Source organism: Streptomyces geranii (assembly GCF_002954775.1).
GTDB lineage: Bacteria > Actinomycetota > Actinomycetes > Streptomycetales > Streptomycetaceae > Streptomyces > Streptomyces geranii.
In genome coordinates this window covers 1-14,210 of sequence record NZ_PJME01000096.1, presented here as the reverse complement: position 1 = coordinate 14,210, position 14,210 = coordinate 1, and the positions used below count along the sequence as shown (strand labels likewise).

The 14,210-nt window shown below is 71.5% G+C and carries 11 protein-coding genes, 2 pseudogenes and 1 riboswitch; of the genes and pseudogenes, 2 read left to right on the top strand and 11 right to left on the bottom strand.

The features are described from left to right. Positions 1-97 precede the first annotated feature (97 nt). From cobC to CW359_RS44495, 3 genes and pseudogenes are all read right to left on the bottom strand, one after another. A pseudogene (gene cobC / locus CW359_RS44510) lies at positions 98-1,224 on the bottom strand (Rv2231c family pyridoxal phosphate-dependent protein CobC). Then, positions 1,181-2,092 (bottom strand): sirohydrochlorin chelatase, encoded by a 912-nt coding sequence (locus tag CW359_RS44505; RefSeq protein ID WP_105975975.1) that lies wholly within the window; start codon positions 2,090-2,092, stop codon positions 1,181-1,183. The pseudogene cobC and the gene CW359_RS44505 overlap by 44 nt, the downstream one beginning before the upstream one ends. Before the next feature lie 253 nt (positions 2,093-2,345). Then, positions 2,346-2,744 (bottom strand): annotated as a pseudogene (locus tag CW359_RS44495) (cobalamin biosynthesis protein); the annotation flags it as partial. Positions 2,745-2,966: 222 nt separating this feature from the next. On the opposite strand from CW359_RS44495, the gene CW359_RS44490 reads away from it, so the two are divergent. Then, positions 2,967-3,707 carry a ZIP family metal transporter gene (locus CW359_RS44490; RefSeq protein WP_105975971.1) on the top strand — a complete coding sequence of 247 codons (741 nt, stop codon included), beginning with the start codon at positions 2,967-2,969 and terminating at the stop codon, positions 3,705-3,707. A 14-nt stretch (positions 3,708-3,721) separates the two neighbouring features. Here CW359_RS44490 and CW359_RS44485 read toward each other — a convergent pair whose 3' ends face one another. The 8 genes from CW359_RS44485 to CW359_RS44450 all read right to left on the bottom strand — a co-directional run bounded on the left by CW359_RS44485 (position 3,722) and on the right by CW359_RS44450 (position 13,152). Then, on the bottom strand, positions 3,722-5,113 hold the full coding sequence (locus CW359_RS44485; protein WP_232838884.1) for a cobyrinic acid a,c-diamide synthase CobB: 1,392 nt from the start codon (positions 5,111-5,113) through the stop codon (positions 3,722-3,724). Positions 5,114-5,203: 90 nt separating this feature from the next. Next, the gene (cobO, locus tag CW359_RS44480) at positions 5,204-5,803 is read right to left on the bottom strand and encodes a cob(I)yrinic acid a,c-diamide adenosyltransferase (protein ID WP_105975969.1); all 600 of its coding nucleotides are present in this window, start codon (positions 5,801-5,803) and stop codon (positions 5,204-5,206) included. After that, positions 5,803-7,839: a putative cobaltochelatase gene (locus CW359_RS44475; protein ID WP_105975968.1), complete on the bottom strand. Its 2,037-nt coding sequence runs from the start codon at positions 7,837-7,839 to the stop codon at positions 5,803-5,805. Before CW359_RS44475 ends, cobO begins: the two co-directional genes overlap by 1 nt. Positions 7,840-7,930: 91 nt before the next feature. Next, positions 7,931-9,439 (bottom strand): cobyric acid synthase, encoded by a 1,509-nt coding sequence (locus CW359_RS44470; protein ID WP_105975974.1) that lies wholly within the window; start codon positions 9,437-9,439, stop codon positions 7,931-7,933. Between the two features lie 11 nt (positions 9,440-9,450). Beyond that, positions 9,451-10,395 carry a cobalamin biosynthesis protein gene (locus tag CW359_RS44465; RefSeq protein WP_105975967.1) on the bottom strand — a complete coding sequence of 315 codons (945 nt, stop codon included), beginning with the start codon at positions 10,393-10,395 and terminating at the stop codon, positions 9,451-9,453. 110 nt (positions 10,396-10,505) lie between these two features. Next, a riboswitch (cobalamin riboswitch) is annotated at positions 10,506-10,646 on the bottom strand. 37 nt (positions 10,647-10,683) lie between these two features. Next, on the bottom strand, positions 10,684-10,905 hold the full coding sequence (locus CW359_RS44460) for a hypothetical protein (RefSeq protein ID WP_105975966.1): 222 nt from the start codon (positions 10,903-10,905) through the stop codon (positions 10,684-10,686). Between the two features lie 89 nt (positions 10,906-10,994). Next, positions 10,995-12,209: an inorganic phosphate transporter gene (locus CW359_RS44455; protein ID WP_105975965.1), complete on the bottom strand. Its 1,215-nt coding sequence runs from the start codon at positions 12,207-12,209 to the stop codon at positions 10,995-10,997. Positions 12,210-12,375: 166 nt separating this feature from the next. Beyond that, positions 12,376-13,152 (bottom strand): lysozyme, encoded by a 777-nt coding sequence (locus CW359_RS44450; RefSeq protein WP_105975964.1) that lies wholly within the window; start codon positions 13,150-13,152, stop codon positions 12,376-12,378. A gap of 198 nt (positions 13,153-13,350) precedes the next feature. Here CW359_RS44450 and CW359_RS44445 point away from each other — a divergent pair, with 198 nt between their 5' ends. Further along, entirely contained in the window at positions 13,351-14,076 is a 726-nt protein-coding gene (locus CW359_RS44445; protein ID WP_105975963.1) for a class II aldolase/adducin family protein, read from the top strand. The last annotated feature ends 134 nt before the right edge of the window (positions 14,077-14,210 follow it).

The following is a 14,210-nucleotide window of genomic DNA, read 5'->3' as shown; positions in this document are numbered from 1 at the left end:
CCCCCCAGCCCGTCCGGCGCTTGAGGGCAAAGCGGGGGTCCGGGGCGGCAGCCCCCAGGGATGGGAACGGGTAGGGGCGGCGGGGGCGAAGGAAAACTCACCGCCCCGCCAACATCACCGCCTGATCAAACGCCTGCAAAAACCCGTTCACCGTCACCCGATCCCGCACAGCCACCCGCACCCACCCCTCCCCCACCGCACCCACCCCTCCCCCAACCCAGGAAACGTATCCCCCCGCCGCACCGCATACCCCAACCCCCGCAAATGCCCCCGCACCACATCCCCCCGAGGCACCCGCACCAACACGAACGGCCCCTCGGCCGCCCCCACCACCCGCACCCCATCCGCCCCGAACTCAGCCAACCCCGCCACCAGATGAGCCCGATCCGCAGCGATCCGCACCGCCGCAGCCGCCGCCTCCGCCAACGCCCGCTCAGAAACACAGGCCTCCGCAGCGGCCAACGCGGGCGTGGACACCGGCCACAACGGCTGCGCCCGCTCCAGCTCGACCACCGTCTCCGGCGCCGCCAGCACATACCCGATCCGCAACCCCGCGAGCCCCCACGTCTTCGTGAGGCTCCGCAACACCACCAGCCCGGGCACATCCACCCGCCCCGCGAGCGCCTCCCGCTCACCCGGCACCGCGTCCATGAACGCCTCGTCGACCACCAACGTCCGCCCAGGACGCGCGAGTCGAGCGACGACACCCGCCGGATGCAGTATCGACGTCGGATTGGTCGGGTTGCCGATGACCACCAGGTCGGCGTCCTCGGGCACGAGCGCCGGGTCGAGCCGGAACCCGTTCTCCGCGCGCAACAGCACCCGCTCGACACTGTGCCCGGCGTCCAGCAACGCGGCCTCCGGCTCAGTGAACTGCGGATGCACGACCACCGGCCGCCGTACCTTCAGCGCCCGCGCCAGTAGCACGAACGCCTCAGCCGCCCCGGCGGTGAGCAGTACCCGCTCCACCGGCACCCCGTGCCGCGCAGCGACCGCCGCCCGAGCGCCCCGCCCGTCGGGATACGCGGCGAGCCCGCCCAGCGACCCGGCGATGTGCTCGCGCAGCCAGGCCGGGGGAGTGCCGGTCCGGACGTTGACGGCGAGATCGACCAACTGGGCGCCGTCGTCACGGACTTCGGCGTCTCCGTGGTGCCGCAGATCGTGTGCGCCGGAGTCTCTCTCAGTGTGCATGGGAGTGCGAGTGTCCTTGGAAGTGCCGGCCATGACGGTGACCGGAGTGGGGGCTGTCGTCGTCCGGATGGAAACACGATTCCTGAAACACGAGTCCTACCTCACCGTCACGTCGGAAACCAGGCAGGCCGCTGCCCACCAGCAGTTCACCCCGCGAAACCCCTTGCGCTGCCCCCTGCACAACCTCCCGATACCGCTCCATCACCAGCTCGAACAACTCCCGCTCGGCACCGATGACTTCGGCGGACCGCACCTCCACCTCCGGGTGCACGGCAGCCCAGCCCTCCGTCTGCTGCCGGACCCGTTCCGGCAGGCTCCCGTCGAACAGGAAGTAGGGCAGCACGACGACCCTGCCCGCCCCCAACCGCACACACCGGTCGAGCCCCGACGGTACGTCCGGCGCCGCGAGCGACACGAACGCCGTCTCCACACCGGCGTACCCCCGCCCCTCCCACAGCAGCCGAGCCGCCCGGACCACCTCGGCATTGGCGTCCGGGTCGCCGGACCCGGCCCCGACCAGCAGCACGGTGACATCGGCCCGATCGCCGGGTCTGCGCACCCCACCCCCGCCCAACGCCTCCTCGACCCGCCGCTCCAGCACCGCGAGCAGCGCGGGATGCGGCCCCAGCGCACGCCCGTACGCACCAGGAATGTCCCCCTGACCGCCCCCACCGGCCACCAGCGCCAGCGGAACGGCAGTGAACCCCTGCACCCCCCGCTCGACCAGCCCGTCCACAGCCTCACCCAACGTCGGCGAGGCCAGACCGACGAAGCCGCCCGCGACGGCCAGTTCGGGATTACGACGCCCCAACTCCCGTACGAATTCCCGGAACGCCTCGGCTGCGACCTCGTCCCGGGTGCCGTGACCGGCGATGAGCAGGGCGGGCGGCGGCGGGGTGATCACGATGGCTCCTCGAACTGTGCGACGGACGGTGAAGTGGGCTGGAACTCAAGGTGGTTGTCGTGAAGGGAGGGGGAGAGGAAGAAAGGGGAGGGAGAAGTAGAAGGAGAGGATCCCGACCACTCCCGGACGGCAGGCGCTCCCAGCTCCACCCCCACCCCGAGATCCCCCCGACACATGACCCTACGGCCCACGAAGCCGTCAGCGATCATGACCGCCCTCATGTCGCCCACGCTCCCCGCCTCCAAGGGGCACGCACCGGCCGTCGCACGACCGCGCAGGTCACCCTCCCCGGCGCCCCGTCCGCACCCTTCGACTTCCTCTTGGGTACGAGGAGTTCGCCCCCGCCCGCCAACGCGGCGGCCTCCGCCACCGAAGGCGTGCCCACGGCGGTGAGGGACGCGTCGGAGGGATTCGGTACCGGGACCTCGGCCAGCTCTTCGGCGGAGTACACCAGCACAGGCACCCCCAGCCGCTCGGCGGCCCCGACGATCCCCGGCTCGGCCGCCTTCGTGTCAAGGGTGGCCAGCGCGACGACACAGTCCACGGAGTCGAGCCCCACCTCGGCCAGGACCCCCTCGACCAGCTCGAACACCTCGTCGACCGAGACCCCCTTGGCGGCACCCACCCCGACGACGAGGGACGACGACCGCGCCCCGATCAGCCGCACAGCCGTCTCCTCGCCCACATGTTCGGGAGCGCCGCCGGTGCGGGCGGCGTCGGCCGTGTCAGCCATGGGGGCGGGATCCTCTCGTATGGAGCATGCTGCGGGAGTCATGGAAACGGACATGGAAACGGATTACGCGGAATGTCGGTGACCGCGCGCGGGGCGGCGAACGTGCGCGAAGGCCGGTTGATCGGATAGCAAGGGCACATGGCGGTCTTCGTCGCGCTCGGCGCGTTCCTGATGACGCTGGCCGGCGGCTGGACGGCACTGCGTGTGACCGACCGCCGCCACCTCGTCCTTGGCCTGGCCGGCGGCCTGATGCTGGGTGTCGTCGGCCTCGACCTGCTGCCCGAGGCACTGGACGCGGCGGGCGAGGAGGTCTTCGGCGTACCGGCCGCACTGCTGCTCTTCGTCACCGGCTTCCTGCTGGCCCATCTGGTGGAACGTCTCCTCGCCGTACGCCAGGCCGCGCACGGCGCCGGCACGGGCGCCGGTGAGCACAACGGCCGGACGCCCCAGGTGGGCCTGACGGCCGCCGCGGCCATGGTCGGCCACAGCGCGATGGACGGTGTCGCGATCGGCGCCGCCTTTCAGGTGGGCGGCGGTATGGGCCTCGCCGTCGCGCTCGCGGTGATCGCCCACGACTTCGCCGACGGCTTCAACACCTACACGATCACCAGCCTGTACGGGAACGCCCGCCGCAAGGCCTTGGCGATGCTGTTCGCCGACGCGGCTGCCCCCGTCGTGGGCGCCGCCTCGACGCTCCTCTTCACGATCCCCGAACAGGCGCTCGGCTGCTATCTCGGCCTCTTCGGCGGCGTACTCCTCTATCTCGCCGCCGCCGAGATCCTCCCCGAGGCCCACCACGACCACCCCGCCCGCTCGACGGTGCTGTGCACGGTCGCGGGCGTGGCGTTCATCTGGCTGGTGGTGGGAGTCTCGGGCTGAGCCGGCGCACCGGGTCATGACGTCCGGCAGCTTTCCACGAACCTACGGGCGACCCCGGGCGCAGCCGCCCAGTGCGTGTGCAGATAGCTCGCGTGCACCCCGCGCTCCACGAACCCCTCGACCCGCCGGACCGGCGTACGCAGGCCCCAGGCGGGAGTCGCCCCGGCCCCGGGCTCGACGACCGTCCGGTGGAACTCGTGCCCCCGCATCCGGGTACCGGCCGCCGCGAGCGGACTGTCGCTGACGGCCACGGCGTCCCGGTAGCCGAGGGTGAGCCGCTGACTCATCCGGGCGGTGGCGTCGAACACCCCGCACATGGGCAGCCCGTCCAACTCCCGGCAGAGATACAGCAGTCCGGCACACTCGGCCGCGATCGGCGCACCGCTCTCCGCGAGGGCGGCGACGGACTTGCGCAGGGCCTCGTTGGCGGACAGCTCGGCGGCGAACACCTCAGGAAACCCACCCCCGATGACCAACCCGCCCGTCCCGTCGGGCAGTTGCTCGTCCCGAAGCGGATCGAACACGACCACCTCGGCCCCCGCGGCCCGCAACAACTCGGCCTGCTCGGCATAGGAGAAGGTGAACGCGGCCCCACCGGCAAGGGCAACGACGGGAGCTTTCAGCCCGTCCGGGGGGCTTTTCAGCCCGTCCGGCGTTTGGGGCAGCGGGGGCGAGAAATCCAAAGCCTCCCCCGCATCCCACTCCTCACAAGCAAGCCCCCCAGCCCCCCGAGCCAACCCCCACAACGCTTCAAGATCACACCCAGCCGAAACCTGCGCCCCCATCGCGGCAACCGCCGCCACCGCATCCCCGCGCCGCTCGGCAACCGGTACCAGCCCCAGATGCCGCGACGGAGTCTCCACCTGCGGAGCCCGCCGAAGCACCCCCATCACCGGCACCCCCACCGACTCCAGGGCCTCCCGCAACATCTCCTCGTGCCGTTCCGACGCGACCTTGTTGAGGATCACGCCCCCGACCCGCACATCCGGGTCCCACGACACGAACCCGTGCACCAGTGCCGCCACCGACCGGGACTGCGAGGACGCGTCGACGACCAGCACCACCGGCGCCCGCAGCAGCTTGGCGACATGGGCGGTGGACGCCAGTTCGCCCTCGCCGGCGGCACCGTCGTACAGCCCCATCACGCCCTCGACCACGGCGATGTCGCACCCGCGAGCCCCGTGCACGAACAACGGCCCGACCATCTCGGCCCCGCACATGTAGGCGTCGAGGTTCCGCCCGACCCGCCCGGTGGCGAGCGAGTGGTACCCGGGGTCGATGTAGTCAGGCCCGACCTTGTGCGGAGACACGGCGAGCCCGCGCGCGGCGAACGCGGCCATCAGCCCCGTAGCGACGGTGGTCTTGCCACTGCCGGAGGAGGGCGCGGCGACGACCAACCGCGGAATAGAGGACGAAAGCGAAGACGAGGACGAAGACGAAGACGAAGACGAGGACGAAGACGACGAAGAACTCAGCACAGCCAGATCACCACTTGCTCACCACTCGATCCCCCGCTGCCCCTTCTGCCCAGCGTCCATCGGATGCTTGACCTTGGACATGTCCGTCACCAGATCCGCGAACTCCACCAGCTTCTCCGGCGCGTTCCGCCCGGTGATCACCACATGCTGGGTCCCCGGCCGGTCCCGCAGCACCTGGACCACCTCGTCGACATCGACCCACCCCCAGTGCATGGGATAGGCGAACTCGTCCAGCACGTACAGCTTGTACGTCTCGGCGGCGAGGTCCCGCTTGACCTGCTCCCAGCCCTCCCGGGCCTTCTCCTCGTTGTCGACCTGGTCGTCGCGCTGCACCCAGGACCAGCCCTCGCCCATCTTGTGCCAGTCGACGGAGCCGCCCTCCCCGCTGGCCCCCAGCACGCGCAGCGCGTTCTCCTCCCCGACCTTCCACTTCGCCGACTTGACGAACTGGAACACCCCGATCGGCCACCCCTGGTTCCAGGCGCGCAGCGCGAGCCCGAAAGCGGCGGTGGACTTGCCCTTCCCCACTCCCGTATGCACCATCACGAGCGGCCGGTTGCGGCGCTGCCTGGTCGTCAGCCCGTCCTCCGGCACGACACTCGGCTGTCCTTGAGGCATTACGCGGCCCTCCTGCTGCTCTGCTGCCTGTTGTTGCCCTGAACGTCCTTGACCAGCCCGGCGATCGAGTCGGCGCGCAACTCGTCGAGCGTCACGACGGAACCCCCCAGCTCACCGGCGAGTTGCGCGGCGAGCCCGAGCCGCACCATCCCGGCCTCGCAGTCGACGACGACCGAGGCGATCCCCTCGGCCGCGAACAGCCGGGCCGCCCGCGCCCCGAGGGCGACCGGCTCGGGCCCGCCGGTGGCACGTCCGTCCGTCACGACCACGACCAGCGCCCGCCGGGCCGGATCGCGCATCCGCTCGACCCGCAGCACATCGTGCGCCCTGAGCAGCCCGGCGGCCAGCGGCGTCCGCCCGCCCGTGGGCAGCGACTCCAGCCGGGCCGCCGCCGCGTCGACGGACGAGGTGGGCGGCAACGCGACCTCGGCCCCCGCCCCACGGAACGTCACGAGCCCTACCTTGTCCCGCCGTTGATAGGCGTCGAGCAGCAGCGACAGCACCGCGCCCTTCATGGCGGTCATCCGCTGCCGGGCCGCCATCGACCCGGAGGCGTCCACGACGAACAGCACGAGGTTGGACTCGTGCCCCTCCCGCACCGCCTGCCGGAGATCGTCCCGGCGCACGACAAGTCCGGTCCCCGCGCGGCCCCTTGCCCGCTGATGCGGCGCGGCGGCCTGCACGGTGGCCGCCAAGTGCAGCTTGGTGAGCGCCCCTTGGGGCCGTCGGGCCCCTGTCGTACGCCCTCGCTCGGTCCGCGCCCGCGAACGCCGCCCGGCGGCCCCCTCACCCACACCGGGCACGCTCAACGCCTTGGTCCGGAACGGCTCCCCGGCCCGCACGGGCCGCTGCTCCCCGCCCCCGGCCCCCTGCGGGCCGCCGGACTCCGGAGCCCCGTCACCACCGCCGTCACCGCCACCACCGGGCCCGCCCGACCCGGGATCAGGGTCGGGGTCGGGTTCCTCGTCGTCCCCCTCGACCTCACCCGCACCTGCCCCCCTATCCGGTTCCGGGTCCGGTTCCTGCGCGCCGAACTCCTCCAACGTCTCGTCGAGCTTGTCCTGGTCAAGTCCCGGCGCGTCAAAGGGATTCCGCCGCCGCCGATGCGGCAGCGCGAGCAGCGCGGCCTGTCGCACATCCTCCGCGAGGACGTCCGTACGTCCCGCCCAGGCCGCCAGCGCGACCGCCGTCCGCGCCATGACGATGTCGGCGCGCATCCCGTCCACCTCGAAGGCGGCACAGGTCGCCGCGATCTGCCGCAACGCCGCGTCGCCCAGCTGAACGGAGGGCAGCAACTCCCGCGCGGCCACGACCCGGGCCCGTACGGCGGACTCCTCGTCGGCCCAGCGCGTGGCGAACCCGGCGGGATCGTCGTCGTACGCCAGCCGCCGTCGCACCACCTCGACCCGCTGATCGGGCTCCCGCGAGGCCGCGACCTCGACGGTCAGCCCGAACCGGTCGAGCAACTGGGGCCGCAGTTCGCCCTCTTCGGGGTTCATGGTCCCGACGAGCAGGAAGCGCGCGGCATGCCGTACGGAGACGCCCTCGCGTTCGACGTACGAGGCACCCATCGCCGCCGCGTCCAACAGCAGGTCGACCAGGTGGTCGTGGAGGAGGTTGACCTCGTCGACGTACAGGATCCCGCGGTGCGCGTCGGCCAGCAGGCCCGGCTCGAACGCCTTCACGCCCTCCGAGAGCGCCCGTTCGATGTCGAGGGCGCCGACGAGGCGGTCCTCGGAGGCGCCGACGGGCAGTTCGACCATGCGGGCGGCGCGGGACTCCTGGGCGCCGGCCTCGTGCGGGCCGTCCGGGCAGGCCGGGTCGGGGTCGGCGGGGTCGCAGGAGAAACGGCAGCCGGCGACGACGTCGACCACGGGCAGCAGCGCGGAGAGGGCGCGTACGGCGGTGGACTTGGCGGTCCCTTTCTCGCCGCGGACGAGTACGCCGCCCACGCGTGGGGACACCGCGTTGAGCAGCAGCGCGAGCCGCAGATCGTCCTGGCCCACGACGGCCGTGAACGGAAAGGCGGTAGTCATGCGGCGATCACTCCTTCACTCCTTCGGCTGTGCTCATACGACTGTGCTCATGCGGCTGTGCTCGTGTGCTCGTGAGGGTGCTCCCGTGTGCTCATGCGGGCGCTCCCGGTGGGATGAAGGGCAGTCCGCCCGGCGGACCCGACTCGATGAGCCGCCAGAGCGCGTCCGTGTCCGCGTGCTGTTCGACGAGGTCGCCGAGCCGGTCGAGCTGTTCCTCGCGCAGCCCGGCGAAGGAGGTGTCGGGGGCCGGGACGAAACGGCGGCCCGAGGCGGCGGCCACCTCGCGCAGGAACGCCCGCCGGAACCCGTCCGACTCCAGCGACCCGTGCCAGTGCGTGCCCCACACGCCGCCGACCTGGCAGCCGTCAAGGAAGGCATCCCCGCCCAGGACCTCGGCGACGCCGTGATGGATCTCGTACCCCTCGACGTGTTCGCCGAGGGCGCTGCCGACCGGCCGGGTCAGGGTCTTCTCACGGGCGAACCGCACCCTTACGGGCAGCACCCCGAGACCCTCGACCAGCCCGGCCCGCGACTCGACGTCGTCCTCGATCCGCTCGCCGAGGATCTGGAAGCCGCCACAGATGCCGAGCACGGGCCGTCCCTCGGCGGCGCGGCGCGCGATGGCGTCCGCGAGACCGCGCTCGCGCAGCCACGCGAGCGCCTTGACCGTGCCCCGGGTGCCCGGTACGACGACGAGGTCGGCGTCGGCGAGTTCCTCGGGCCGGTCCACGAACCGCACCACGACGCCCGGTTCGGCGGCGAGGGCGTCCACGTCGGTGAAGTTGGACATCAGGGGGATCGCGCAGACGGCGACCCGCAGCACGTCCTCGCCGACCGGCGGGGAGACGTTCGACTCCCGGACCGTGCCGCGCAAGGACACCCGCAGCCCGTCCTCCTCGTCGATCCCGAGCCCGTGCCGGAACGGCAGCACGCCGTACGTCCGCCGCCCGGTGAGCCCGAGAAGCATGTCGAGGCCGGGTTCCAGCAGGGTGACGTCACCGCGGAACTTGTTGACGAGGAACCCGGCCACCAGCGCCTGGTCCTCGGGGGACAGCAGGGCGACGGTCCCGAAGAAGGACGCGAAGACACCGCCCCGGTCGATGTCCCCGACGACCAGTACGGGAAGCCGGGCATTCCTGGCTATCCCCATGTTGACGATGTCGGTCCGCCGCAGATTGATCTCCGCCGGACTCCCCGCCCCCTCGCAGATCACCGCGTCGTACGTGCCCCGCAGCTCGGCCAGACACTCCAGCACCGTCCCGAGCAGCCGCTGCTGCCGGCCCCCGTGATACCCGCGCGCACTCATCTCACCCACGGGCTTCCCCATGAGCACGACCTGACTGCTCTGGTCGCCGCCGGGCTTCAGCAGTACGGGGTTCATGAGCGCCGTCGGCTCGATCCGGCAGGCCTGCGCCTGCATGGCCTGGGCCCGCCCGATCTCGGCGCCCTCACGGGTCACGAAGGAGTTGAGGGACATGTTCTGCGCCTTGAACGGCGCGACCTTGACCCCCTGCCGCACCAGCCACCGGCAGATCCCGGCGGTGACGACACTCTTCCCCGCGTCGGAGGTGGTCCCGGCGACCAGCAGCCCGCCCCCCAGGGCCCCACCGCTCACGACGTACGCCCCTTGACCATCAACCGCGCGGCGACACTGACCCCGAGGGCCAGCCAGCCGACCCGCCGGGACAGCCGTACGGCCCGCTCGACGTCCCGCACACCGACGTCCCGCCCGCGCTCCCCGTTGAGCACGGGCCGGTGCTCGACCCGCCCTCCGTAGGACAGCGTCCCGCCCAGCCGCACCCCCAACGCCCCCGCGAAGGACGCCTCGACGGGCCCGGCGTTCGGGCTCGGGTGACGGTGGGCGTCGGCACGCCAGGCCCGTACGGCCCCGCGCGGATCGGCACCGGCCACGGCGGCGAGTACGGCGGTCAGCCGCGCCCCCGGCCAGCCGGCGAGGTCGTCGAGCCGGGCGGAGGCCCAGCCGTACCGCCGGTATCTCTCGGACCGGTGCCCGACCATGGCGTCCAGGGTGTTGACGGCCCGGAACCCGACCAGCCCGGGCACCCCGCCCACGGCGCCCCAGACCAGGGCGCCCACCACGGCGTCGGAGGTGTTCTCGGCGACGGACTCGACGACCGCCCGGGCCATCCCGGCGGAGTCGAGGGCCTGCGGATCACGCCCGCAGAGATGCGGCAGCCGTGCCCTGGCCCCTTCGACGTCCCCGACTTCCAGGGCGTACCCGACGGCCCGCGCCTCCCGGCCGAGCGAGGTGCCGCCGACGACGGCCCAGGTGGCGGCTGCGGTCAGCGCGACGGAAGCGGTACGGGAGGGACGTACGACACGACCGGCCGCCACGGCGAGCGAGACGGCGCCGCCCACGCACACGGCGGTGTGCAGCGCGCCCCACCCCCGGTGGTCCCGCCACAGCACCCGCTCGACGGCACCGGCGGCCCGCCCGAACGCGGCGACCGGATGCCCGCGACGCGGATCGCCCAGCAGCAGATCACCGAGGAGCCCGGCGGTGGCGCCGTACGCGAAGACGCGATCGGCACGCATCGGCTCAGCCGGCCGTGGGGTCGGGCAGCGACCTGGGTGCGCGGGTGCTGTACCTCGAACGGCAGGCGAGCATGGCGGTATGTCCTCACTCAGGGTGTCCACGCCCTGGTTCGACGAGACCGGCGGTGAGAGTTCCTGGCTCCCGGGGTTACCTACCCCCGGTGACAGTGGCGGGACCGCGCCGGATTCGCACCGGCTTCCTCTGCTGCCGCCGTACATGGCCCCGGCAGTCCACCACGGGCCCGGAACACCCGTCAACTTGCCGTTGACCTGGAAAGGAAGGGGCCCTCAGGCCACGATCAGATAGATCCCGTACGCCACCACCGCGGCGCAGGCGGCGAAGCAGGCGTACGCCCCCGCGACCGCCGGCGCCGCCGACCCGCCGTCCGCCACCGCCCGCTCGTGCCGCGACAGCCCGACGATGCCCAGCGTGAACACGCCCACCACGGCCACCGTGATGACGAGGCTCACACCGAAGACGGAGCCGAGGGCCGCCCAGTCGATCTTCATGTTGCTTCTTCCTTGCTAGGACCAGGACTTGGAGCAGGACTTGGAGCAGGACTTGGACCGGGACCGGATGGAGAAACGGGGAACCGGACTCAGAGGGCGGTCGCCGACGGCTTCGCCGTGACCTCGGCCGGGCTCGGGATGGTGGCCGTCAGGGGCACCTCACCCGCGGGGGCCGCGATTTCGATGGCGGGGCTGTCGTCGACGTCGTTGACGTTCGTGTGGTCGACGACATCGCCGCGGCGGGACGCGACCCAGATCGCCGCGCTGGAGGCGATGAGGAAGACGGCGACCAGGGCCGTACCCCAGTCCCCGAACCCGGTGACCCACTCCGCCACCGCACCGACCAGCGCGGCGGCGGGCAGCGTCAGTCCCCACGCGACGAACATCCGGGTCGCCGTCGACCAGCGGACCACGCCGCCCTTGCGGCCGAGGCCCGCGCCCATCACCGAACCCGACACCGAGTGCGTGGTGGAGAGGGAGAAACCGAGGTGGGAGGAGGCCAGGATGACGGTCGCCGCGCTGGTCTGGGCGGCGAAGCCCTGCTGGGGCTGGAGGTCGGTCAGGCCCTTGCCCATGGTGCGGATGATGCGCCAGCCACCCAGATACGTGCCGAGCGCGATGGCCAGACCCGCGGAGAGGATGACCCACACAGGAGGGTCGGAGTCGGGCGCGACGGCGCCACCGGCGACCAGGGCGAGGGTGATGATGCCCATCGTCTTCTGCGCGTCGTTCGTGCCGTGGGCCAGCGACACCAGGCCCGCGGAGGCGATCTGACCGGCCCGGTACCCCTTCTCGGCCGCCTTGCCCTCGGCCCGCTTGGCACCGAGCTTGTACGACAGCCGGGTCGCCAGCATGGCCGCGATGCCCGCCACGATCGGGGCGGCGATCGCCGGGATCAGCACCTTCGTCACCAGGACGTCCCCGTGCACCGCGCCCGCGCCGGCCGAGGCGATGGTCGCGCCGATCAGACCGCCCATCAGGGCGTGCGAGGAACTGGACGGCAGCCCGACCAGCCAGGTCAGCAGATTCCACAGGATCGCGCCGACCAGCGCCGCGAAGATCACCTCGGGACGGATACCGCTCTCGTCGACGAGCCCCTTGGAGATCGTGTTGGCGACCTCCACGGAGAGGAAGGCGCCCACGAGGTTGAGGACGGCCGACATGGCCACCGCGACCTTGGGCTTGAGCGCACCGGTCGAGATGGTGGTGGCCATCGCGTTGGCGGTGTCGTGGAAACCGTTCGTGAAATCGAACGCGAGCGCGGTGACGACCACGATCGCGAGGATCAGCGAGAAGCTTTCCATTTACCCAGATTTCTTCGGGACGTCAGTGGCTGGTGGACCGTAAGCAACCTGGATGAACGGAAGATGAACTGGCGGAGGATGGTGAGTGACTTGAGGCGGCGCGAGGCAGGCGCCCAACGCGCAAGCCCCCCTGTACCCCTCCCGAAGCCCCTTCCTGCGCCCCTCCCTATGCCCCCTTCGCGAACTGCTTGAGCTGGGCGGGCGTCCCGTTGAAGAGATTCTGATCACCCGGGAGCGTGCCGCTGTTGTCGTACTGCCAGAAGGTCCAGAACTTCCAGCCGCCGGACGGCAGCGCACCGGCGTCGGCCGCGTTGTAACGGGCCAGCCAGAGGGCGTGCTTCGAGGTGAAGACCGTGCTGCTGTTCGTGCAGTTGTTCCACCAGTGGGCGGTCGTGTAGATCACCGGACGGCGCCCGGTGAGCCGGTCGACCTCGTTGCTGAAGGCGGTGATCCAGCTCGCCATCCCGGCCTTGCTGAGGCCGTAGCACTTCTGCTTCCCGTACGGGTTGTACTCGATGTCGAGCGCGGGCGGCAGCGTCCACCCGTCCGCCCGCCAGGCCCCACCGTTGCGCACGAAGTGCCGGGCCTGGGTGATGCCGGAGGACTTGTCCGGCAGGGCGAAGTGATAGGCGCCGCGGATCAGCCCCGCGGCCCGCGAACCGTCGTACTGCTGACTGAAGTACGGGTTGCGGTAGGTGTGGGACTCGGTCGCCTTGACGTAGACGAAGGTGGCGCCCTTCGCCTTGGCGGACGCCCAGTCGACGTCCTTCTGGTGCGACGAGACGTCGTGCCCCTTGGGCTTGGCGGCGGCGGAGACCGGAATCTCGGTCAGAACGGTGCCGCCGAGGGCGATCGCGGCGGTGGCGGCAGCGAGAACGCGAAAGCGCCGCTGAACGGACCAAGCGGACTGAAAGGCCTGAAAAGGCTTGGGATTGCGGGCCATGTGTCCCCCCGGAATGGCGGCGCGTGCGACAAATCTCCAGGAGGCTACTGGAAGATCATCGGAAGTCGGGCGGTCTCAGGCCAAAGCGCGCGCGGGCGCCGATGTGTGCGCATATGCGCCCTTACGCCTGACGGAGTTCGGCCCTACAGTGCTCTCGCCCCGACACGGGCTCACCCCGCCGCCTGGCAGGATCACGGCATGGCTGAGCAGCGAGGAAACGGACGTGACGTGCGGGACAGCGCACAGACGGTGCCTACGGGGGAGGGGCGTCCGGTGTCCGACGAGCTGGCCCGAGCCTGGTCCGAGGTCGTCACGACGGCCTGCCGTACGGTGACCGACGGACTGGTGGTCGGCACCTCGGGCAACGTCTCCGCGCGGGTCGGCGACACGGTCCTGGTCACCCCGTCCGGCGTCCCGTACGACCGCCTGGCCCCCGACGACATCGTCGCCGTCGACCTGACCGGCCGCCGCCTCCACGGCACCCTGACCCCGACGAGCGAACTCCCCATGCATCTGGCCGTCTACCGCGCGACGGACGCCGCCGCGATCGTCCACACCCACGCGGTCCACGCGACGGCCGTCTCGACGCTGGTACGAGAGCTGCCGCTGATCCATTACATGGCGGCGGACCTCGGCGGCCCGGTCCGAGTCGCCCCGTATGCGACATACGGCACGGAGGAGTTGGCCGAGAACACGCTCCAGGCCCTGACCGCCCGAACGGCCTGCCTCCTCCAGAACCACGGCACGATCACCTACGGCAAAACCCTCGCCCAGGCATACGACCGCACGGCCCAACTGGAATGGATGTGCAGAGTCTGGCTGACGGCATCCGCCCTCCCGGGCAGGACCCCGACCCTGTTGTCGGAGGACCAGGTGAGGAGGGCGGGGGAGCGCCTCAAGGGGTACGGGCAGCAGCGCGGGTAGGTCCCCGGAGGGCGCCGGACGCCCAGCCCGAGTCTTTCCCGCCAACCCACCCGTTTACGGTCAGCTACCCAGCCCAGGTGCAGGTATTTCAGCCCGTCCGGCGCTTGAGGACGAGCGCGTTCAGCGCGACCTTT

Bases quoted from the DNA above. Each gene is read 5' to 3' on its own strand.
- CW359_RS44490 (WP_105975971.1), top strand. From the start codon at position 2,967: ATGGCGGTCTTCGTCGCGCTCGGCGCGTTCCTGATGACGCTGGCCGGC.
- CW359_RS44475 (WP_105975968.1), bottom strand. From the start codon at position 7,839: ATGACTACCGCCTTTCCGTTCACGGCCGTCGTGGGCCAGGACGATCTG.
- CW359_RS44455 (WP_105975965.1), bottom strand. From the start codon at position 12,209: ATGGAAAGCTTCTCGCTGATCCTCGCGATCGTGGTCGTCACCGCGCTC.
- CW359_RS44460 (WP_105975966.1), bottom strand. From the start codon at position 10,905: ATGAAGATCGACTGGGCGGCCCTCGGCTCCGTCTTCGGTGTGAGCCTC.
- CW359_RS44445 (WP_105975963.1), top strand. From the start codon at position 13,351: ATGGCTGAGCAGCGAGGAAACGGACGTGACGTGCGGGACAGCGCACAG.
- CW359_RS44465 (WP_105975967.1), bottom strand. From the start codon at position 10,395: ATGCGTGCCGATCGCGTCTTCGCGTACGGCGCCACCGCCGGGCTCCTC.
- CW359_RS44450 (WP_105975964.1), bottom strand. From the start codon at position 13,152: ATGGCCCGCAATCCCAAGCCTTTTCAGGCCTTTCAGTCCGCTTGGTCC.
- cobO (WP_105975969.1), bottom strand. From the start codon at position 5,803: ATGCCTCAAGGACAGCCGAGTGTCGTGCCGGAGGACGGGCTGACGACC.